At 63.3% G+C, this 21,164-nt stretch carries 23 protein-coding genes and 2 tRNA genes; 3 read left to right on the top strand and 22 right to left on the bottom strand.

Annotated elements, in window-relative coordinates:
• Positions 1-30: 30 nt before the first annotated feature.
• The 3 genes from GKC30_RS08905 to GKC30_RS08895 all read left to right on the top strand — a co-directional run bounded on the left by GKC30_RS08905 (position 31) and on the right by GKC30_RS08895 (position 1,765).
• Complete coding sequence (locus tag GKC30_RS08905) at positions 31-1,389, top strand: NOL1/NOP2/SUN domain family protein (protein ID WP_155934228.1); 1,359 nt, start codon at positions 31-33, stop codon at positions 1,387-1,389.
• A gap of 181 nt (positions 1,390-1,570) precedes the next feature.
• Positions 1,571-1,646: transfer RNA gene (locus GKC30_RS08900), tRNA-Val, on the top strand.
• A gap of 42 nt (positions 1,647-1,688) precedes the next feature.
• Positions 1,689-1,765: transfer RNA gene (locus GKC30_RS08895), tRNA-Asp, on the top strand.
• Positions 1,766-1,927: 162 nt separating this feature from the next.
• Here the strand turns inward: GKC30_RS08895 and GKC30_RS08890 are convergent.
• The 22 genes from GKC30_RS08890 to GKC30_RS08785 form a co-directional block, all read right to left on the bottom strand.
• A complete protein-coding gene (locus tag GKC30_RS08890; protein WP_155934226.1) occupies positions 1,928-2,782 on the bottom strand; it encodes a hypothetical protein in 855 nt (284 codons plus the stop codon).
• A 302-nt stretch (positions 2,783-3,084) separates the two neighbouring features.
• Positions 3,085-3,681 carry an ATP-binding cassette domain-containing protein gene (locus GKC30_RS08885; RefSeq protein WP_155934224.1) on the bottom strand — a complete coding sequence of 199 codons (597 nt, stop codon included), beginning with the start codon at positions 3,679-3,681 and terminating at the stop codon, positions 3,085-3,087.
• Positions 3,678-4,433: an ABC transporter permease gene (locus GKC30_RS08880; protein WP_155934222.1), complete on the bottom strand. Its 756-nt coding sequence runs from the start codon at positions 4,431-4,433 to the stop codon at positions 3,678-3,680. The genes GKC30_RS08885 and GKC30_RS08880 overlap by 4 nt, the downstream gene beginning before the upstream one ends.
• Positions 4,430-5,428 carry an ABC transporter substrate-binding protein gene (locus GKC30_RS08875; protein ID WP_155934220.1) on the bottom strand — a complete coding sequence of 333 codons (999 nt, stop codon included), beginning with the start codon at positions 5,426-5,428 and terminating at the stop codon, positions 4,430-4,432. Before GKC30_RS08875 ends, GKC30_RS08880 begins: the two co-directional genes overlap by 4 nt.
• Positions 5,429-5,459: 31 nt before the next feature.
• Complete coding sequence (locus GKC30_RS08870) at positions 5,460-7,457, bottom strand: TonB-dependent receptor plug domain-containing protein (RefSeq protein ID WP_155934218.1); 1,998 nt, start codon at positions 7,455-7,457, stop codon at positions 5,460-5,462.
• Entirely contained in the window at positions 7,454-8,347 is an 894-nt protein-coding gene (locus tag GKC30_RS08865) for an ABC transporter substrate-binding protein (protein ID WP_155934216.1), read from the bottom strand. Before GKC30_RS08865 ends, GKC30_RS08870 begins: the two co-directional genes overlap by 4 nt.
• Positions 8,344-9,102: an ATP-binding cassette domain-containing protein gene (locus GKC30_RS08860; protein ID WP_155934214.1), complete on the bottom strand. Its 759-nt coding sequence runs from the start codon at positions 9,100-9,102 to the stop codon at positions 8,344-8,346. Before GKC30_RS08860 ends, GKC30_RS08865 begins: the two co-directional genes overlap by 4 nt.
• A complete protein-coding gene (locus GKC30_RS08855; RefSeq protein WP_155934212.1) occupies positions 9,099-9,800 on the bottom strand; it encodes a GTP-binding protein in 702 nt (233 codons plus the stop codon). The genes GKC30_RS08860 and GKC30_RS08855 overlap by 4 nt, the downstream gene beginning before the upstream one ends.
• Positions 9,801-9,966: 166 nt before the next feature.
• Positions 9,967-10,923, bottom strand: a complete 957-nt coding sequence (locus GKC30_RS08850; protein ID WP_155934210.1) for a helix-turn-helix domain-containing protein — start codon at positions 10,921-10,923, stop codon at positions 9,967-9,969.
• Between the two features lie 360 nt (positions 10,924-11,283).
• Positions 11,284-11,763: an SsrA-binding protein SmpB gene (gene smpB, locus GKC30_RS08845; RefSeq protein WP_155934208.1), complete on the bottom strand. Its 480-nt coding sequence runs from the start codon at positions 11,761-11,763 to the stop codon at positions 11,284-11,286.
• Positions 11,764-11,856: 93 nt separating this feature from the next.
• Positions 11,857-13,641: a phosphoenolpyruvate--protein phosphotransferase gene (gene ptsP / locus GKC30_RS08840; protein ID WP_155934206.1), complete on the bottom strand. Its 1,785-nt coding sequence runs from the start codon at positions 13,639-13,641 to the stop codon at positions 11,857-11,859.
• Entirely contained in the window at positions 13,642-13,947 is a 306-nt protein-coding gene (locus GKC30_RS08835; protein WP_155934204.1) for an HPr family phosphocarrier protein, read from the bottom strand.
• Between the two features lie 49 nt (positions 13,948-13,996).
• The gene (locus tag GKC30_RS08830) at positions 13,997-14,788 is read right to left on the bottom strand and encodes a PTS system mannose/fructose/sorbose family transporter subunit IID (protein ID WP_231117103.1); all 792 of its coding nucleotides are present in this window, start codon (positions 14,786-14,788) and stop codon (positions 13,997-13,999) included.
• Positions 14,789-14,827: 39 nt separating this feature from the next.
• Positions 14,828-15,379: a biotin transporter BioY gene (locus GKC30_RS08825; protein ID WP_155934202.1), complete on the bottom strand. Its 552-nt coding sequence runs from the start codon at positions 15,377-15,379 to the stop codon at positions 14,828-14,830.
• 15 nt (positions 15,380-15,394) lie between these two features.
• Positions 15,395-16,381, bottom strand: coding sequence for a biotin synthase BioB (bioB, locus tag GKC30_RS08820; protein WP_155934200.1), 987 nt, complete (start codon positions 16,379-16,381; stop codon positions 15,395-15,397).
• Positions 16,378-17,208, bottom strand: a complete 831-nt coding sequence (gene rsmI / locus GKC30_RS08815; RefSeq protein WP_367614056.1) for a 16S rRNA (cytidine(1402)-2'-O)-methyltransferase — start codon at positions 17,206-17,208, stop codon at positions 16,378-16,380. Before rsmI ends, bioB begins: the two co-directional genes overlap by 4 nt.
• Complete coding sequence (locus GKC30_RS08810; protein WP_155934198.1) at positions 17,205-17,597, bottom strand: YraN family protein; 393 nt, start codon at positions 17,595-17,597, stop codon at positions 17,205-17,207. The genes rsmI and GKC30_RS08810 overlap by 4 nt, the downstream gene beginning before the upstream one ends.
• Positions 17,598-17,651: 54 nt before the next feature.
• Complete coding sequence (gene rnhB, locus GKC30_RS08805) at positions 17,652-18,284, bottom strand: ribonuclease HII (protein WP_155934196.1); 633 nt, start codon at positions 18,282-18,284, stop codon at positions 17,652-17,654.
• A 147-nt stretch (positions 18,285-18,431) separates the two neighbouring features.
• Complete coding sequence (gene rplS, locus GKC30_RS08800; protein ID WP_155934194.1) at positions 18,432-18,782, bottom strand: 50S ribosomal protein L19; 351 nt, start codon at positions 18,780-18,782, stop codon at positions 18,432-18,434.
• Between the two features lie 34 nt (positions 18,783-18,816).
• Positions 18,817-20,109, bottom strand: coding sequence for a tRNA (guanosine(37)-N1)-methyltransferase TrmD (gene trmD, locus GKC30_RS08795; RefSeq protein WP_155934192.1), 1,293 nt, complete (start codon positions 20,107-20,109; stop codon positions 18,817-18,819).
• Positions 20,106-20,705, bottom strand: coding sequence for a ribosome maturation factor RimM (rimM, locus tag GKC30_RS08790; protein WP_155934190.1), 600 nt, complete (start codon positions 20,703-20,705; stop codon positions 20,106-20,108). Before rimM ends, trmD begins: the two co-directional genes overlap by 4 nt.
• Positions 20,706-20,888: 183 nt before the next feature.
• Entirely contained in the window at positions 20,889-21,122 is a 234-nt protein-coding gene (locus GKC30_RS08785) for a KH domain-containing protein (RefSeq protein ID WP_155934188.1), read from the bottom strand.
• Positions 21,123-21,164 lie beyond the last annotated feature (42 nt).

Raw genomic sequence — 21,164 nt, 5'->3', positions numbered from 1 at the left:
ATCTCCCCCAGCCCTCCGCCGGAGACATCAATGCCCGTCACCCTTCGCACCTTCAGGCTCGTCTGCGACGCCCCCGACATTCCCCGCGTCGAGGCGCTGCTGCACGGCCAGGGATTCGCCTTTGAGCCCGAGCCCTTTCATCCCCTGGCCCGGCGGCTGACCCACGAACCCTTTTCCCTGGGCGACAGTCTGGCGGCCCGGTTCGGACTCATATACATCCAAGACCGCTCTTCCATGCTGCCGCCGCTGCTGCTTGCCCCGCCGCCGGGTGCCTGCGTTCTGGACATGTGTTCCGCGCCGGGCAGCAAGACCGGCCTGCTCTCGCGTCTGGTGGGCCGCGAGGGGTTTGTCTTGGCGTGCGAACCGTCGGCCGACAGGCTGGGCATCCTGCGGGCCAACCTGCGCCGCACCGGAGCCGTCAATACGGCCACGGTCAAGTCCAAGGCCCAGGATCTGCCCTTTGCCACCGGCTCGTGGGAATTCATCCAGCTCGATCCCCCGTGCAGCGGCTGGGGCACCGTGGACAAGAATCCCAACGTCATGACCCTTTGGTCCGAAGACAGGACCGGCCCCCTCGTGACGTTGCAAAGGGCGCTCCTGGCCAAGGCCGCGGCCCTGCTCGCACCCGGCGGGCACCTGCTCTATTCCACCTGCACCACCAATGAGGAGGAAAACGAGGCCCAGGTGGCCTGGGCCATCGACTCCCTTGATTTGGAGCTTGTCCCGCTCGACCCGCCGCCCGGCTTCGTTTTCGCCGCCCCTGCCCTGCCCGGCCTCAAGGGGGTGCTTCGCGTGGCCGACGATTCCGAGGGGCAGGGATTTTTCCTCGCCCGCTTCCGCAAACCGGGTGCGCCGTGCGCCACGATCCTGCCGGACGCACCCACCTCCCCCCTGCCGGGCACCCGGCTGGACTTCTCGCGTCTGCATGGACCCCAGGCCCTCAACATGGCGGCGCTGCCACCGGGCGAGGTGTACGACTTTGGAGGCAAGGCGTTTTTCCTCCATGCCCAGGCCCTGGCCAGGATACCCCGATCCCTGCGCTGGCAGGGGTTTGCCCTGGGCAAGGTGGCTGGCCCGATGCGCCAGGAGCTGCGGGCAACAGACCGCGCCGCACGCCGCAGGGAAGAACGGAACGCATCCCGCGCTCCGAAGGACTCTGGCGGGCATTTCAAACCCGATGGCGCAGCCCGGATTCTCCTCCCGCCCCTCGAGTCGGCCACTCCCGACGACGCCCTGAACGTCGATGGCATTGCGGACCTGGAAAGGCTGGTGGCCGGACAGAGCCTGCCCCATGCACCGGGCAGCGGCCCTGTAGGGCTCTACTATCGCGGCCTGCCCCTGGCCTGGCTCCCCCGCAAAGGCAACCGCGTCGTCCTGTCCACAAAATAGCTCACAAATCCAACGAGTTGCCACCGAATCAATTTTTACCAAAATCCGTTGACAAAAAGACCGCCGATGGGCAGTATCCCCTTCGCTGAACGCGGAAGAGGGGCCTTGAGCAAACGTGTCGCCTGGATGCGAAAATCGGTTGACAAAAAACTCCGGCCCAAGATAAAGACTCGTTTCCTGCGGGCGGGTAGCTCAGCTGGGAGAGCATCGGCCTTACAAGCCGAGGGTCACAGGTTCGAGCCCTGTTCCGCCTACCAAAAATGCAGTAAAGCGTCGCTTAACGCGCTTTATATAGACGCGGAGCCGTAGTTAAGTTGGTTATAACGCCGGCCTGTCACGCCGGAGGCCGCGAGTTCGAGTCTCGTCGGCTCCGCCAGAATGAAAACAGGTGGTTAGGATAAAATCCTAGCCACCTTTTTCTTTTGGCGGGGAGTCGCTCCCCACACTATTCCACCCTGACCAAAGACGGACGCCGAACCAGATATTCTGGTCGGCATCATGAAAGGCAAGGAACCGGAAACCGAGAGTAGCCGCGTAACTACCCCGCCAGGGGCGGCGGTGTCAGGTGAATACTATCTCTGTACAATCCTAATTTTTTGTATTTATCGAACTCAATTTTAATAAAATCTTTCACTGGTGACCACAGGGTAACTTTTCCATCTATCACATCGAAGACTTTCCCGTGATTTCTCTCTCCAAAAATTTTCATTTGTGCAAAGTTAGTATCAAATGTCTTTATCTTGCACTGCTTTTTCAGTTCATCAATGCTGACATGTCTATCACCGCTGTCAGATATAGATAAAAATTCAATCAATATTCTTGAGTTAATTTGGCTTGGGTTATTGAACCACCTGGGAACTCTGGTTTGGACTCTTTGGATTTCTGCAAGCACTGCCTGGGACTCTTTGACAGACGGTGCTTCTTTGGGAAGATGCTTCTGAGTCAGACCTAGGTAGGTACCTTCGACATAGGCCCATGCTACCTCACTCCATTTGTCTTGAATCGTTTTTCCTGATCTGTGTTTCATCCAGTCGCTTAAGATCAGTTCACCATCGAATATTTGGTTAAATCGTGGTTGGAGCATTTCCAAATCTTCAGATGATAGTGATGATTGGAGCTTGTCGGCTAACTTGTACAACTCCTCACTACTCCATTTTTGGGAAGACCTCTCAAATGCAGATTTAATTTCCATCCTGGAGGAGTTTGTGAGAGTGCTTTTAGCTTTGTCGCCGTCTTCGATGCCTAACTTACGAGCCTTTGCTAAAGTTTCTTTCTCCATAATCTCAGACTCCAGGGCTCTTTGGCATATTTGCGATATTTTAAAAGATTGGTTGGTATTCCGAAGTTTAGTGAAGAGCTCTTCTGGGATACTTATCGAAATTGTTTTCGCCATTTTCTTTCTCCTTTTTCGGTGAACTAAACGATCATGCAGAACTCAAAATATGTATTTTGAGTTTGGCTGTCAACATGAATTATATAAAAAGAGTCTTTTTTTATTTGTGCGTTCTCAGGTTCCTCGGGTTGTTGTCGTAAGGGGAGGATCTCTGTCAGTCTTTCGAGCTGTAGACAAACTGAAAGGGCTGGAACTTTTGCTCCAGCCCATACGTGTTCAGGGGTTGAGGTCTGCCTGAACGGCTTTCTTGTGCGGGTCCTGGCCCTCGGGCGTCTGCTCGGGGTTCCGGGGCAGGTGGTTTTTCAGGCAGAGAGTTTGATGGGGCCGTGGTCTATGAACACGGTCCGGCACTGGAAGGCGTCGAGGTGCCGCTCCTGGTGGCTGACCAGGAGCACGGCGCCGCCCCCTTGCCGATGGGCCTCGACGTGCATGGCCGTCCGGGCCTGCCATTGATCGTCGAGAAAGGCGAAGGGCTCGTCCAGCAGCAGGATTTCCGGCTCCACGGCAAAGGCCCTGGCCAGGGAGAGCCGTCTGCGCATGCCGCCGCTCATTTGGGGTGGGCGCATATCAGGGTCCAGGCCGAACCTGTCCAGCCAGCCCCCCGCCCCGGCCCTTGCCTGTGCCAAGGGTCCGGTCATGACCAGAAGCAGGTTGTCAAGGGCGGTCAGCCAGGGGACGAGGATGTCGTCCTGAAAGGCGCAGCCGATGCGGGCGGAATCGAGGGAGACCGTGCCGCTGTCCGGGGCTGTCAACCCGGCGGCTATCTCGAGGAGCGTGGTCTTGCCGACCCCGGACGGGCCGCACAGGCAGACGGCCTCGCGGGCCGCCACACGCAGGGTCGTGTTCTGGATCAGGGAGGTTCCGCCGATGGCGAAGTTCACGTTTTCAATGGCTATCATGCCTGCTCCCGAATCTTTCCGGTAAAGGTCTCTGCGGACTTGCGCAAGGGGGCGATGACAAGCAGCTCCAGGGCGACGCCCAGCAGAATGATGATGCCCGCCCAGGCGAAGAGCCTGGGAATTTCGAGCATACGGTAGGCCCAGAACACCTTGGCGCCTATGCCGGTGGACGAGCCGAGAAACTCCGCCACCGCCGTCACCTTCCAGCTGGTGGCGGCCGCATAGGACAGCCCGGCCAGCAGATAGGGGGTGAGGCCGGGCAGCACCACCCGCCGAAGCAGACGGATCGGCGGCACATGATACAGCCGGGCCATATCGAACAGCCGCCTGTCCAGGGCCGCGCACCCCTGGGCGATGTTGGCGAACAGGGGCGGAAAGACCGAGGCGAAGACCACGGCCACGGCCACGGTGGAGCCGGTGCCGACCCAGACCATGAGCAAGGTGATCCACAGGATGGGCGGGCACGATTGCAGGGCCGCCACCAGCGGGGTGATCAGGCGCATGGCCGCGGGGCTGGCTCCGGCGGCCACGCCGAGCACCAGGGCGCAGGCCAGGGCCATCATCAGCCCGGCAAGCCCACGGGCCACCGTGATGGCCAGGGTGGCCCAGGTCTCTGCCTCCAGGGCCATGTGCCAAAGCTCCCTTCCCACCGTGGCCGGAGCAGGCACAAGCGCCGAGCCAAAGGCCAGCGATGCGGCCCACCACCCCCCCACGCCAATGACCAGGGACACCACCGCCGGCAGCCACTTCATCGAGTCCCTCCGAAGAACCCCTCCGGGAGCGCAATGACACCGTCAGGGCCGACGCTTTCGGGAAAGACCATGCCCAGATAGTCCCGGATCATGGCCTCGGACTCGGCGGCCGAGCGGACGCGGATGACATCGCGGGCCAGGGACGCCCTGACAATCTCCGGGTCGATGAACTGGTCGAACTCGGCGGGCAGCGCGGCCAGACCCTCCTCGGGGTTTATGAGCAGGGCGGGCTCCTGCCTGCGCAGGGCTTCCTCAAGCAGCCTGTCCAGGCCGGGGTGCCGGGCCAGGGTTGCGGTATTGACCGCAATACCCGCGATGGGGAGCAACGGCTCCCCGCCGGTCAGTCTGCCGTATTCCTCCTCCACGCTGGCCACCACGCGCAGCTCCGGCATCTTTGCCAGCAGGGCGGTCACCAGCGGCTCGGGCAGGAGCAACAGGTCTGCGTCTCCCCGCATCGCCTTGAGGGAGAGCTGGCCCGCCTCGTGCTGGGCGTAATTGAACCGGGGCAGACCCGCCCCCTCCAGGGCGCGAAGTACCGCCACGGCGGGAGAATGCGGCGGAGCCGAGGCTATCTCGGTGTGGGCGGGCAGCCGAAGGATGTCCTCAAAGGAGGCGATGTCGGCGCGGCTGGTAAGAAAGAAGAACTTCTTCCACCCGGTGACGCAGACAAGGCGCACGGGCGCACCGCGCAGAGCCGCCTGGGCAAAGCCGTCTATGTGTCCCACCCATATATCGCCCTGCCCTGCCAGCAGGGAGCCGCGCAGGTCGTCGAGGTTCTTCCAGTACCGGATGTCGGGCTCGAAGCCGAGTTCGCCTTTGGCCAGGGCCAGCCACAGAGGCATCTGCGGGGTCGTGGCCTGGCCAGAGGTGTGCACGGCCAGGATGGTCCGCCCCCCCACGGGGGCGGACTGCCTCGCCTGAGACACCAGCAGCAGACCGCCCCAGGCCGCAAGAGCGAACAGGAGGGCCACCAGCGCCAGTTGTCGTTTCTTCATGTGAACCAAAGACCTTTCCGCCGAGGCGGCGCTAGAACGTGACCGCGTAGTTGATCGATCCGTTGATGCCCGGCTCAAGCAGCTCAATGCTCCGGGAGTTGGCCAGATAGTTCTTGTACTTCTTGTCGAAGAGATTGTTGATGCTCACGGACACCTCGTGATGCAGCCGGGACCAGTCAAACCCATAGCCCGCCGCCGTGTTGACCGTGATCCAGGCGTCGGTTCTGCGGACCCCGCCCGGCACCTCGCTCTGCCCCAGGGCCCAGGGGGTTTCGACACGCGCCCAGAAGCCGCTGTCGTTCGAATACCTGATGCCGCCCAGACCGTTGACGGGCGCGATGCTGCGCAGAGCTTCCTTGTTTCGCATGTCGCGCCCGTTGGCAAGGGCGATGTTGCCGTACAGGCTCCAGGACCGGGCGAAGCGCCAGTCTGCCTCCAGCTCCGATCCGTAGATGCGCGCCTCCCCGATGTTGGCCATGCGGTACTGGGTCGGGGTGTCCAGCGTCTCGGCGATGTAGTCGGTCAGGAAGTTGGCATAGACCGAGCCCGACGCGCTGAAGGAATCAGAGACGTAATGCAGCCCGTACTCGAAGAAGTAGGACTTCTCGGGGTCCAGATCCGGGTTGCCCACGCTGGTCATGCCGCCGCCGAGGTTGATGTTCTTGAATCGTTCGAGAATGTCGGGCACCCGGTAGCTGGTGGCCGCGAGAAAGGTGTGGGACCAACGCTCCGCCGGGTTCCAGGTCAGCCCGGCATGGGCGTTCCACCCGGCCTGGACCTTGGTGGAGCCGGAATGGTCGGCGTTTTCCTTGTTGGTGGCCTGCACCCTGTCCAGCCTGCCGCCGAGGTTGAGGGTGAACATGTCGTCGAGCTTCCAGTCGTCCTCGACAAAGACGCCTGCGGAAGTCTGCCTGGTGTTGGGCGTGGGCTGATCTTTCAGCACCGGACCCGCGGTAGTGTAGCGCAGCCTTTTGGAGGTCATGTGCCAGCTCCAGGCGTCGGTCCCGGCGACAATGGAGTGATCGCCGAACTCCATCTCGGTCTGGAGCTTGCCGCCCAAGGTCTCGTGCAGCGCCTGGGGGTTGATCAGCCGAACCGCCGGAGTGGGATTGTCGATCTCCACCTTGCGCTCGTTCTTGATGTAATACAGGTTGAGCGACACCTCTTTGAAGGTCCCGCCTTCCGGGGTGAAGGAGAGATCGCCGCTGGCCAGGAAATTGGATGTGCGGGGATAGCGGATGGGCGCGGTCTGGGGCATGGTGCTTGATCCGCCGGGAATGCCCACGTTGCTCGCCTCGATGTTCATGACCTGGAAGGCCCCGGTGAACAGGTCGCTAAATCGCGCCTCGCCCGCCATGCGCAGATAGATGTCGTCGAACTGGCTGTTGGGCATTCGGGTGGCATCGCCTCCGTAGTAGCTGGAGTGGTCGCGCAGGCCGCCGGAAACCTGGAGCCAGAAGTTCTCGCGGCTGAGGACCGAGCGCAGATACCCGTCGCCCCCCTGCGGATTGGTGGACCAGCCGGCGATCATTTCACCGCCCAGCTCCTGTTGCGGGGTGAACGCCCCCTTCTTGGTGATGATGTTGATGACGCCGCCGGTCGAGCCGGTGCCGTACAGTGCGCTGGCAGGGCCCTTGAGCACTTCCACCCTCTCCACGTCCAGGGGGTTGATGAAACCGAGCCGGGCGTTGATCTCCGTGGCCGTGTTCAGGCGCATGCCGTCGATGAGCACGACCACCGAGGCCCCGGACAGGCCCCGGATGGACACATCCTGACCCCACGGGGACTCGCCGCTGCGCGAGACACCGGCAATGCGCGAGATGGAGTCGGCGATGCTCGCCTTGGGGGCGAGGAGTATCTCCTCCTTCTCCACCACGCCTGTTCCGCCCGGAGTCTGGGACTGCATGCTGTCAACACCTCGCGCCGAGACGATGACCTTGTTCAGGGTAACGTCCCTTGCCGAGGCCGGAACCACTCCAAGCGTCAGGATAAACGCGGCCAGCAGCGGGACGACGAATCGCCGTTTCATTCTCTACCTCCTTGAGCATTGTCGGGTATGGCAAGCGAGACCAGCGCATCCCAGCCGGGCCAGAGCAACCGTCCGTCGGCCCTGTCCATCTCCTCGAACCACGGGATGCCCTCCACCGCGGGGATGAGCGAGCCGGACTCCGACAGAAAGCGCTGGTACTCGTTTGAAAACAGGAAATGCAGAAACTCCATGGCGTCCGGGCTCGCGTCCTTGCGCACGCAGGCCACAAGGGGCACCGGCCACGCGCCTGACCGCGGCCAGACCATGTACCCGTTGCCCTCGCGGAAATTGCGGCTGAAGGCCGGGATGCTCACCCCGGCGAGGAAGTTCCCGGCATCCAGGTGCTTGTTGATGTCGAGGGGGGTGTGGTCGGTGTTCTTGGCGGCAATGGCCCTGGCAGCCCGCTCGCCGCAAAGGGAGGTCATCATCGTGTCAAAGAGGGCGGGCAGAGGCGTGTCGTGGGGCGGAACCGCGATGGATTCGCAGACATCCGGGCGGCAGAGGTCCTCCCAATCCTCGATGGGCGGACTGACGCTCCTGGCGGCGGCAATGACAAAGGGCACGACCCCCACCACCCGGAAATAGCTGGATGGCTCGGCCATGCCGATGGAAGTCAGCTCGCGGCGCATGGGCGGCAGGGAGTCCGGCAGCGGGGCAAGCATTCCGGTCTTCTGAAGCCGCAGCAGGTTTCGGACGAATTCCGGGTAGGCGCACAGCGTCAACCCCGGCACCGTTCCCTCGCCGTGTCCGTAGTTTTTGGAGAAGTCGAGCATCTCCTGGTGCGTCTGCGGGGGAACGAGATCCAGCGAAAGGTTGAGCCGGGCCAGGTCCTGCACTGTCCGGCGCAGGATGTTTGGCGCGATGGCCAGGTAAACAGATCGTGTGGTCATGCCGTCATCTCCCGTGATGTCAAAATTTTGCCCATGCGCAGGGTCTCGCGGACCTCCATGAGCGTACTGTCCATGCGTTTCAACTCCTCGGCGCACTCGCGTTCCTCCTCGCTTGAGCGCAGCAGGGCGGCCATGCCCCCGTTGCGCATGACAAGCCGGGTCTGGTTCATCAGGATCAGAACCGGGTCATGGGTGGCGGTGACCACCACCTTGCCTCGACCGGCCAGCACCTCAAGGGCCTTGAACTTGTGGATTCCGGCGTTCTCGACCTCGTCGATGAGCACGATGGGCGTGTCCGACAGCAAGGCGATGTCCGCGATCATCAGGGCGCGGGACTGCCCGCCGCTCAAGACCTGCAGCGACATCTCGGCCCGGATCGGCTCGCCGCACAGGGAGTTGGTCATGGCAAGGAGCGGATCGAGCAGGGCCTGTCCGTCGCGCCCCTTGCTCTCGGCGTGCAGGAGGATGAACTCCTCCACCGTGGCGTCCATGACAAAGTTGGTCTTCTGGGAAAGGGTCGCGACCAGCCCGGCGGGCAGATCGGCCAAAGGCGCGCCGTTGACCAGAATGGTCCGGCCGGTCTGGGTGTCCTGGCAGGCCGCCTGCTGGACATCGGACAGCAGTTCGCTCTTGCCCGATCCGGTGGGGCCGACCAGGGCCAGGGAGTCGCCAGGACGCAGATCCACCCGGTCCACTTTGTCGGCCCGGCCCTCTTTGTCGAATCCGGCGAGAATGGTGACAGTCTCGATACTCATGCGCAGCACTCCTCAAGCAGCAGTTTTTCCACGTTGCCCGACTGGAAGCGCTTGCCGATGCGCGTTTCCCCCGTGCAGTAGGAACAGATGGACGCGGGCATGGAATAACGTAGCGAGGCACCTTCAGCGTCCTCCATGTGGCCCCAGGTTTCGGCCAGCCGTCGCAGGGGCAGTGTCCCTGTGCCCGTGAGTCCGTTGACGTGCAGAACGCGGGCTGACGGATTGACCTGGTTGACCCGGTGGGCGAAGACCTCCTTCTCGGCCTGGGAGACGAGATCGCTCTTGGTGACCACAACCACGTCCGCCAGCGTCAAGGCTGGCCCCATCTTGCGCGGGGCCTCCATACCGCCCAGGTTGTCGATGACCGTCACGGCCGGAACCCCGTCCACATGAGGAGCGCAGCGATAGCAAAGCCCGGCTGTTTCCATGAAAAGGAAATCGGCTTCTCGCATACGCCCCCAGCGGTATGCCTCCTCGAAGTTGGAGACAAAGTAGTGATCGGGGCACAGATAGTCCGAAAGCCCCTGGATGGCCGGTATGCCGAGCCTGTCGCGGTAGATCCGGTCGTCGGAGGTCCCAAGGGTGTCGAACTTGACCACGGCGCAGCGCCTGCCCTCCTTGACCAGTTGACGGATCAGGTGAAGGATCACTGCGGTCTTTCCTGCGCTGGGCGCACCTGCTACGGTTACTGTTTTCATGACCATTCCGTTGTTGAAATTGAAACTCTTTATCACTCAGACAGCCTGAAAAAAGTCCTGGGAGCACGTACCAGGACACACGCAACCTAGCTGGCGGGTAAAAAAAGACCACCCCTGGGCGAAAAAAATACACCCGATGCGGGGGAGTCGGCGAGAACGGCCTGGGTCAGGAGGCAGTGAAAAACGCGTTGTCCTTGCGGTAGCGATATGGGGTTACGCCGTGCCTGTCCTTGAACGCCGCGCAGAAGTGGCTGACATTGGTGTAGCCCACGCTGCTGGCCACCTCGCTGACCGTGGCGGCGCTCTCAAGCAACCTTCGACGGCCCAGGTCGACCCTGTAGGCGCGGAAATACCCGTAGACGGTCTGCCCGAACAGGGCCTTGAATCCGGTCTTGAGCTTGGTTTCGTTCAGACCGACGCTCTGGGCCAGCTGTCGCAGGCCGGGCGGGTTTTCGAGGCTGGCGGTCAGGAGTTCCCTGGCCTTTCGCAGGCATTCGATTTCATAGGAGCTCAGACGCGTCCGGCATGGCCGCGGCGACTGCTCGGCCAGAACATGGGACAGCAGTTCGAGGGTCTTGCTCTTCAGATAAAGAGTGCGGGCCGCGCCCGTGTATGGGCACTGGGCCAGTTGCGAGGCAGCGACAAACTGTTCCGGGTTCATGGCGCGACTGAGTACGGGCATGGAGTCGGCCTCGCACCGGACCAGCTGCAGGAGCGGTTCCGGCAGGCTGCAGGCCTCGCTGGCCAGTGCCACCTCCAGAAACGACGGGTTGAGCACCACATCCACCCAGCGATGATTCTGCCTCGCCTTGAGCGCAATCGTCCCGCCCGTGGCGGGAAAGAACCGGATCTCGTAGCGCCCCCGGCTCCGCACAACGCTTTCCTGGTTCATGGCGTCCGAGACGCTCTCCCCTTCGATGGCGAAGCTGAAACGCAGCACCGGGGCGTCAAAGGCGACCGAGAAACAGAGCGGCTGCTTGACCGCGCACTCCCAAAAGAACACATCAAGATCGGTCCGCAGGGAAAACCGGCGAACCGGGGCGGCCATCCCTGCCTCCAGAAGGGAACGGCAGGTTCCCGGCAACCCCTCGGTCGGCCCGCAATTGGCGACAGTCATCTGCATTGACGCACCCCTCCCCTCGGCAATGAAATAATTCTTCCACCCAGTGCCCGCGATGATCTTGCAGAATAGTGAAAATGACTTTCAAAGTCAAACAGGACAACCCACCCGTTCGCCGGGAGCCATGCCTGTCTTTTCGCGGGCCGGTCATCGGAAGAACGAACCATGCAGACAGGGGTAAGCGGCCAGAGCGGAAATGCGCTCAAGGCCGCGCCATGCTTTGGGTACACAGGGGATCGATTCGCCCCGTCAGGGACTCCACCTTGGCCGAACCTCGGATATGCGTCCCTTTGTGAACGTGTTCCGCAACGGTTCGAACCCGCGCCCTTTGCCCGGGAGCGCAGGCGGCCATTTCCCTGCCGGCTAGCCTCGGTGGTCGGCCAGTTGGCGGGCGGTGTCGCGGGCTATGTCGCGGTCCTTGAGATCCTGCTTGCGCGAGTGGACGTTCTTGCCCTTGCCAAGGCCGATCAGCACTTTGACCTTGCCGCGGCTGAAGTACATCTTCATGGGGATGACGGTCAGGCCCTTCTGCTCGGTCTTGGCCCGCAGCACGAGGATTTCCCGCTTGTGCAGCAGGAGTCGGCGCGGCCTCTCCGGGTCATGCTGGTCGAACTCGCCGGTCTTCTCGTACGGGGCGATGTGGACGCCCACGAGAAAGGCCGAGCCGTCGCGGAACTGGACATAGCCGTCCTTGAAGGAGACGTGGCCCCCGCGCAGTGACTTGACCTCGCTGCCCAGCAGGGAAATGCCCGCCTCAAAGGTTTCGAGGATTTCATAGAGGCGCTTGGCCTGTTTGTTGGTGCCGATGGTGTTCGGCGCGGTGGTCGTTTTTTTCTTTGCCATGGGTCGGTATCTGTTCCTTGGAGGGCGCATCGGTGCGCCTGTGCGCGGCTCCGGCCGTGCCGGGTCCGGCTGTTCCGGCCGCCCGCAGATGTTCTAGGACGGCGATTCGTCGTTTTCGAGCAGGGACGAGAAGAACGTGACCTCGTCCGGGAAGGACTTGAAGATGTTGTCCATCACCAGCCCGTTGATGCGGCTGACGGTGCGGCATTCGAGCACCTTGCGCAGCAGTTTCCGGCAGTCGTGCATGTTGGTCTGCCGGATGATCCGCTTGATGCCCGGAATTGCCTGGGGCGTCAGGGAGAGGGAGTCGATGCCCATGCCGAGCAGAATGGGTACGCAGAACGGGTCGCTGGCCACCTCGCCGCACAGGGAGACTTCTATGCCCGCCTGATGGGCGGCGTCAACCACGAGCTTTATGGTGCGCAGGGTGGCCGGGTGCAGCGGCTGATACAGATAGGACACATGGTGGTTGGTCCTGTCCACGCCGATGGAATACTGAATCAGGTCATTGGTGCCAATGGAGAAAAAATCCACCTCCCGCGCCAGGAAATCGGCGATCATCACTGCCGAGGGCAGCTCGATCATGATCCCCACCGGCATCTCGGGATTGAAGTCCACACCCTCGCGGCGCAGCTCTGCCTTGGCCTGCGCCAGCCACGCCTTGGCCTGGCGCACTTCCTTGACCCCCGAGATCATGGGAAACATGAGGGAGACGTTGCCATAGGCCGAGGCGCGCAGGATGGCCCGAAGCTGGCTCTTGAACAGTTCGGGATTGCGCAGGCAGAAGCGGATCGCCCGAAGCCCCATGGCCGGATTGGTCTCGTTGAGCTCGCCAAAGGCGGAGATGAATTTGTCGGCGCCAAGATCAAGGGTGCGAAAGACCACCTTTCGCGGCGACAGAATGGCGGCCAGATCGATGTATTTCTCGGCCAGCTCGTCTTCGCCGGGCAGGTCGGTGCGGTTCAGATAGGCGTATTCCGTGCGATACAGGCCGACCCCCTCGGCCCCGTTGTCCAGCGCGGCGGGAATCTCCTCCACCAGCTCAATGTTGGCCAGCACCTGAACGCGGGAGCCGTCATAGGTTTCGGCAGGCAACTGGCAGCCGCGCTTGATCTTGAGGGTATAGTCCTCAAAGTGGGCGGCGCGCTCGTTGTAGTCCTCAAGCTCGGCCTCGGTGGGATTGACCACGATCTTGCCGGTCAGGCCGTCGATGACCACCAGATCGCCATCGTGGACAACGTCCTCCAGCATGTCCACGCCCACCAGGGCCGGGATGCCCATGGATCGGGCCATGATGCCGGTGTGCGAGGTCTTGCCGCCGCGCACCGTGGCAAATCCCATGATCCGGCTGACCTGGATCTCCACCGTGTCCGCTGGCGTCAGGTCGTGGGCCATGATGATGACCCGGCCCGGAATCGCCGTGAGGTCGGTCTCGCGGCCGATGAGTTTTGCCTGCACCTTGTCCGCCACCACGCGCACGTCCTGCATGCGCTCGCGGATGTAGGGGTCGTGTACCGCGCCAAAAGCCGCCTCCTGGTCGGCCACCGCCTTTTCCAGGGCCCAGGCGCAGTTGAGTCCCAAGGTGCGGATGTACTCCTCGGCCACCCCGGAAAGCTTGGGGTCCTTGAGCATGAGCACATGGGTGTCGATGAGCAGCCCGTAATCCCTAAGGTCTGCGGGCACCTGCTCGCGGATGGCGGTCAGCTCCGCCTCCACGGCGGCAAAGGCGTCGTGCAGCCGCGCCACCTCGGCGTCCATCATGGCCGCGGACACGGTGTGCCGGGGCAGATGCGCCTTGTGGTTGCGGTTGACAAAAAACGCCTTGCCGATGGCTATGCCGGTGGACACCGGAATGCCGGAGAGAATCTTGTCTGCCATCTAGTCGTTGAACCTTTTGTGAAACAGCGTTTCAAGAGCCTCCACAGCCTGGGCGGCGTCGGCTCCCGTGGCGCGGATCTCCAGCACGTCGCCGGGCCCGGCGGCCAATGTCAGCACGTCGAGGATGGACTTGGCGTCCACCTCCTGCTCGTCGAGAACGATGCGTATCTGCGCCGCAAAACCCTGAGCGCGTTGGGCGAGTTTCCCGGCCGGGCGGGCGTGGAGCCCGTGCTCGTTGGCAACGACCACCTGCCGGGAGAGATACTCCCCCTGCTCCCCGACCGTACTCTGGTTTGTCTCGGTCATGACCACCTGCTTGTTTGACACTTCTTTCTATGTCGGATTGTACCAAAAATCACAAGCTCAAAAATTCCCGCATCAGCCGCTCCATCAGCGGGAAAAGCTCGATGCCGATCACGAAGAATGCGGCCGCCAGCACCCGCGAGAGCACCCCGGTGCGCACGAAACGGGCAAAGAGCAGCAACGCGGCCATGCCGACCAGCCACTCCCACTGGTCAAAGGGCCTGGGCCAGATGATGGCCCAAAGCCACAGGAGCAACCCGGCGTTAACGTATTTGACGCGCCTTCCCCAGTTGATCAGATTCCAGCGCTTGAGCCGCTCCAGGAACCGAAAACCGTGACGCAGGCCGCAGACAAAGGTGTAGCCCCGGAAAGCCTGCAACCCGATGAAAAAACTGACGCCAAGCGCAAGAGGGGCCACAGTGTGCCCGGAGAGCAGCAGGCAGATGGTCAGCAGTGCCCAGAAGATGAGCAGGCTCCCGGCAAAGACCGAGTCGCCGATGGCCGACAGGGAATAGGCCGTGGTGTCCTTGACCTTGGAGAGCATGGCCGAGGGAAACCGCCCGGCAGCAATGGCCTTTTCCACGTTGAGATAGATGCCCACCAGGCACGGCATCCAGAAGGGATGGGACTGGAAATGGCGCACATAGCGCTTGAGCGCCGCCCGATAACGCTTGGGCTCCGTGTGAATGGCCGCCAGCCCCGGCTGCATGGCGTAGACAAGGCCGATGTTCTGCAACCCGCGGGTATTGAAACCCGCCCCGGCCAAAAAGCAGCGCATGAAGCTGCGCAGACAGGCCATCACCAGCGTATCCCGGCGAAGGCTTGTCAGACGTCTGTGACTCATGGCGCTCATGTGTGCTCCGGGCTGTCCCGCTGTGGACGCTTACCTGCGCCCGGGCATGAGCCCGATGCGCGTCATGTATCTGGCCCCGGCCAGGGCGGCGCCCAGCTTGAGCGCGTCCCAGGGGATGAAGGGCACCACGCCCGCGAGCCAGGCCTTGTGCCAGCTCAGGGACAGGGCGAACTTCAGCCAGGCCGCCCCCGCGGCATAGAGAAGAGCCAACGCTGTCAGCCCGAACCCCGCGCCCCGGAGCCAAGGAATGGTCCCGTCCTGCCGCCGGGCCATGCCGCACACCCAGGCCGTGAGCAGCCAACCCAAAAGATAGCCTCCCGTGGGGCCAAAGAGATGCCCAAGACCCGAGCGGCCACCCGAAAACACGGGCAGCCCCAGGGCTCCGGCAAGCAGATACAGGCCCACTGCCATGGCCCCGCGTCGGGGCCCCAAGGCGAACCCGGCCAGAAAGACGAAGAGCGGCTGCATGGAGACGGGCACCGGCCCGATGGGCACGATGAGATACGCGCCCGCGCCGATGGTGGCTGCCAGAAGCGCGGTCCAGACAAGCTGATGCAGATCGGTCAGGGAGTCCTTGGACATGCAAGCCTGCTCTGATTAATTATCCACGGCAAAGGACGCCGGCCTGAGTCCCGCGGCCCGGATGTCCGCGATATCGCGGTCCACATCCCTGCCGCGCACGGTCAGATAGTCGCCGACCATCAGGCCGCTGACGCCCGACACGAGGAGATCGCGTCCGCCATCCGGTCCGAAGACCGGCAGCCGACCGCCGCACAGCCGGATGGCCGCGTCAGGCAACAAAAACCGATACAGCCCGATGATCTTGAGCGCCTCGGTCGGGGCGAGCACCCGGCGCCCGGCCAGCGGGGTGCCCGGAATGGGCTGCAAGAAGTTGACCGGCACCGAGTCCACTCCGAGGGAGGCCAGAAGCAGAGCCATCTCCACCCGGTCGTCCCACCCCTCGCCCAGGCCGAATATCCCGCCCGAACAGACGCGCAGCCCGGCTTTCAGCCCGGCCCGCACCGCCCGCACATCCTCCTCGTAGGAGTGGGTGGTGCAGATGCTCGGGAAAAAAGAGGCCGAGGTCTCAAGGTTGTGATGGTAGCCCGCAAGCCCCGCCTTTTTCAACGCTTGCAGTTGCGCCCGGTCGAGGATGCCCGGCGACAGATCCGGGGCCAGACCGAGTCCGGCCACTCCCTCCACCGCCGCGGCAAATCCCCTGAAATCGCGTTCGTTTACGTCCTTGCCGCTGGCCACTATGCCGAAACGGGTCGCGCCGTGCGCCCCGGCAACCCTGGCCGCCTCCGTGATCTCTCCGGCCGGGAGCAACCCGTGGCGCGGTCCGTCCGCCGCACTTCGAATGGACTGGGCGCAAAAGGCGCAGTCCTCGGTGCACCCCCCGGATCTGGCATTGATAATGGCACACAGCTCCACCCGGTCGCCGAACCGGGCAAGGCGCAGGAGATGGGCAAGACGCATAAGCTCCGGTACGCGGTCATCGGGCAATGCCACCAGAAACCGGATGTCGGCATCGGAAAGGGAGGCTCCGTCCAGCGCCTTGCGGTATGCGGCGTTCAGGCTCATGCGGGGCGCATGGTGGCATAGACATCCTTGGCTGTCCAGCCGACAGCGCGACCGGCCACCCGGCGGGCTATCTCCTTGGGCTTGCCGCCGGACGCCTCCTCCTCGGCCACCAGCCGGGCTATCCCGGCCTCGTCGGTCCTTTCTCCGCCAACGGCCGGACCGATGATCACGGTCATCTCGCCGCGCAGGTCCGGGTCAAGGCCGGACAGATCACCCAGCCGCCCGCGCAAAAACTCCTCGTATTCCTTTGTCAATTCGCGAGCCACGCAGAATTCCCTGTCGCCCAGTATCTCGGCCGCGATCCCAAGGGTGCCGGCAAGGCGCGTCTTGCGCTCGAAAAAAACCAGGGTCGCTCCGGTGTCGCGATAGGCAAGAAACAGCGCCTCGGTCTGGCTCTTCTTGCGCGGCGTGAACCCGAGGAAAGCATAGGGCAGCGGAGGCAGCCCAGAGGCGCAAAGAGCGGCCACAGGCGCACTCGGCCCAGGGACCGGCGAGACCGCAACCCCCTGCTCGCGGCAGGTGCGTACCAGGGTGAAGCCGGGGTCCGAAAGCAGCGGCGTTCCGGCGTCAGAGACCAGGGCCACGTTCAGGCCCTCCTCCAGCCAACCGAGCACCTTGGGCAGCCGCTTGTCTTCATTGTGTTCGAAAAAGCTGACCAGCCTGCCGTGACGCTCAAGGCCGAGGCGCTTGAAGAGCAGCCCGGCCCGGCGGGTGTCCTCGGCCAGAATTATGTCCGCTTCGGTCAGAATTTCCCGGCCACGGGGGGAAAGGTCGGCCGCATTGCCCAGCGGCGTGGCTACCACCCAGAGTTTTCCGGCATTGCTCACAGGCGCATCCCCGTCAGATCAAAAGCATTTTCGATGTGTTCCACGTCAAGGGACACCCCCGTGTCCACAACGGCCGCCAGATCGAACCGACACGGCTCGTCCCACAACCCTTTGGCGCTCAGATACCGGCTGGCCGCCTTGACCAACCGCGCCCGCTTTGCCCGGCCCAGTCCGTCGGCCGGAGCACTCATGGACCCGGCCATACGCGTCTTGACCTCCACGAAGACCAGGGTATCCCCGTCGCGGCAGACCAGGTCCAGTTCCCACTGGCGATAGCGCCAGTTGCGCTCGACAACGCGCATGCCCCGGCTCTCCAGAAAGCGGGCGGCAGCATCCTCGCCGAGGTCGCCGCGCCGCCTGGCAGGTGTGATTGTGTTCGACGTATCCATGGATTGCAGGCTAGCACAGAGGGATATGGGACGCCAGCACCGGCAGGCATCGGGTCAGAAGAGACTCCCCTGCCGCTGGGGCTCGGGCTCGGACCGCACGCCCCGGAAGGTCAGCCGATGTATCCGGCACGGGCCGAGCCGGACGATGGCCTCCAGGTGCTCCCTCGTGCCATAGCCCATGTGCCGCTCCAGCCCGTACCCCGGATAGCGGGTCGCCAACCTGACCATCAGCCGGTCGCGAAAGGTCTTGGCAAGCACCGAGGCCGCCGAGATGGCAGGAACAGACCCATCCCCACCGACCACCCACTCCTGGGCCACGCGCAGGCCCAGCGCGTGGCCGGGGATGGTCTTGTTGCCGTCGATGCGCAGCAGGGCCGCAGACGCCTTCATGGCCCGAACGGCCCGGCCCATGGCCAGAAAGGTGGCCTGGAGGATGTTGACCCGGTCGATCTCGCCCGGCCAGGAGAGGCCGACGGCCCAGGCCACGGCCTGCTCCCTGATCCGGGGATAGAGTGCCTCGCGCTTGACGGCGGCAAGTTTTTTGGAGTCTGTCAACCCGGGAAGATCGTATGTTTCCGGCAGAATGCACACTCCCGCCACCACCGGCCCGGCAAGACAGCCGCGCCCGGCCTCGTCAACGCCGGCAACGGCGTGGGGCGGGTATTGGGTTGCGGGAACAAGGGACATGCAGGGGATGTGCCTCATTTGACGCAAAAAGAGAAGGGGCAAGTATGGCCCTCGCCCCCCGCCGGAGACATCGACCGGGGCGCAAACCGCGAAAGCCCGGAGCGCTGACGCGCTCCGGGCTGGGGTGTCACTGATGCAGGGGCGGGACTATTCCCAGATCTGCTTGGACTTGATGCGGGCGGCCTTGCCGCGCAGGTTGCGCAGGTAGTAGATGCGGCTGCGACGGACCTTGCCCTCGGAAACGATCTCGACGTTGTCGATGAACGGGGAGTTGGTGGGAAACACGCGCTCCACGCCCACGCCGTCGGAAATCTTGCGCACGGTGAAGGTGGCGTTGGTAGTGCCCCGACGGCGACGCAGCACGGCACCCTGGAAGACCTGGATGCGCTCCTTTTCGCCCTCGACGATCCGGTAGTGAACCTTGACGGTGTCTCCGGCCTTGAAATCCGGGATGTCCAGACGGATGTGCTCGGATTCGATCTGCTTGATGATGTCCATGGTCATTCTCCTTGTGAACGGAAAATCTATTTAATTATTCATCCATCATGAGGCGGTCAATGGTGATGGCGACAGCGCTCCTGACCGACAGATGGTTGTAATCGTCCATATACCGGATGGGCCTGAGCGTCCCTTCAGCTTTTTCCAGCACTTCCGAAGCTAGGCCGTGGCCTGTGCCGAAGACAAGCAAAACCGGCGATTCTTCCAGCCATTTCCGCACGTTGCCATATGTCAGCGCAGGTTCGGCTCCTGGGGCCCGATCCAGCCGCGCAGAAGTGGCCGCGAGGCGGGGACATTGCCCTGTTTGTGCCTCGATGTCAAGGACCGCCGCGTCGACATCGTCAAAAACGCTGACCGTGGAAAGAGCCTCGGCCCGATCGGGATTGACGGCCTTGCCCGCGCCCTCGCGCCAATGGGCGAGAATCTGTCCTGCCAGGGTCTTCTGGTCCTCTATGGGTGTAACCACGTAAAAACCGCCCAGCCCGTAGGTCCTGGCCAGCCGCGCCAGATCATGCAGGTCGAGGTTGGTCACGGAAACGGCCACTTTTTCGCCGAATTTATTGAGTACCGGATAGTGGACCAGGGCAATATACAGATTGCGCCCCGGACGGGAACGGCGCAGGGAGCGCAGGTGGTCCACATCCTCCACGGTCAGCCGGGCCTGGGGCAGAAGATCCGGCCGCTGGCGCAGGGTGGCTTCAAGGGAGCAGTGACGACGCCACTGCTCGATCCTGGCATGATCGCCGGTACGCAGCACCTCGGGCACGGCCAGCCCCTCGAAAACGTCGGGCCGGGTGAAGTGCGGATATTCCAGCAGTCCCGAGGAAAAGCTCTCGTCCTCGCCGGAATCTGCGTGGCCCATGAAACCGGGCAGGAGCCGGGCCACGGCCTCGATGAGGCAGACCGCCCCTGCCTCGCCGCCGTTAAGCACGAAATCACCCACGCTGACCAGCTCGATGGGAAAAAGATCCAGCAGCCGCTCGTCGATACCCTCGTATCGACCGCAGATAAGGGTGATGTCCTCCTCCCGGGCCAGCTCGCGCACCCGGTCCTGGGTCAGGGGGGCCCCACGCGGCGAAAGCATGAGAATGCGGCCTGGGGAGGCGATGGACGAAAGGGCCTTGACCATGGGGTCGAGCTTGAGAAGCATGCCGGGGCCGCCGCCAAAGGGGCGGTCGTCCACGGACTTGTGGATGCCTCCGGCGAAGTGGCGCACGTCTATATGGTCAAAGGCGACCAGACCGCTCTCCACGCCTTTGCCCATGAGCCCCGCGGAAAGGGGGCTCTCGAAATAGTGCGGAAAAATGGAGACGATGTGAAAATTCATGCGGTCCCGGCTTGTTTGCCGCCCTTGCCCCGCCTTGGGCGCACTGGCTTTGCCTTGGGCGGCTCGGGGTTGAGGTAGAGATCGAGCAGCCCTTCCGGCGGCGCGACCACTATGACCCCGGCGTCGAGGTCGACATCCAGAACGAACTCAGGCACGGCGGGCAGCAGTATCTCCGCGCCCGCCTCGTTGACGATGACCCAGGTGTCCTGCCCGGCGGTCTCGAAGAAATGCTCCAGCACACCCACAGGGCTGCCGTCCTCCAGGGTCACGCGGCAGCCCATGAGCTGGTAAAGGTAGTGCTCGTCCTCGTCCAGATCGGGCAGATCGGCCTCGCGCACCAGCACCTCACGTCCGCGCAGGGCCTCTGCCCCGTCGCGGTCGGTCACGCCGTCAAGGGTGAGCAGGACAAATCCCTTGTGCTCGCGCCAGGAGCGGATGACGCGGGCCGCGGGCTTGGCGCCCGGCTCCCGCAGATGAATGGCGGGCACAAGGCCGAAAAGCTCCGGGGATTCCGCATGGCTCCTGACGCGGAGCTCCCCTCGGATGCCGTGTGGCTTGACGATTTCGCCCACGAGTACGAACCCGGTCTGTTTCATGTCCTCACCATGGGCCTTAGCTGCTTCCGCGCCTTTGGCCCGCTTTTGCGGGCCGTGGCGCGAAAAGCTCAAGCCCCCGCGCACCTGGGTGCGCCCGGGCCTTGAGCTTTTCCTGTACCCCGGAGCCGCCGCCCCGGAGAAACCGTGATCGCGACGCTCCCGCTGACGCGGGGACGCCGGGCTCTATTCGAGAATTTCCAGAACCGAACGTTTTCTGACCTTGGTGGAGGCCGCTCCGAGCAGGGTGCGCATGGCGCGGGCCGTGCGGCCCTGCTTGCCGATCACCTTGCCGAGATCTTCCTTGGCCACCTTCAGTTCGATGACCGAGGTCTGCTCGCCCTCCACTTCCGTCACGCGCACTTCATCCGGATTGTCCACCAGCGACTTGGCAATGTACTCGATCATCTCTTTCAGCATGACGTCTTCCTCCGGTGTGGACGCGGATTCACGCGCCCTGAA

It is taken from the genome of Pseudodesulfovibrio alkaliphilus, assembly GCF_009729555.1.
In the GTDB taxonomy this organism is placed as follows: Bacteria; Desulfobacterota; Desulfovibrionia; order Desulfovibrionales; family Desulfovibrionaceae; genus Pseudodesulfovibrio; species Pseudodesulfovibrio alkaliphilus.
Note: the sequence above shows the minus strand (reverse complement) of the source record. Positions and strands in the feature narration are given on the sequence as shown.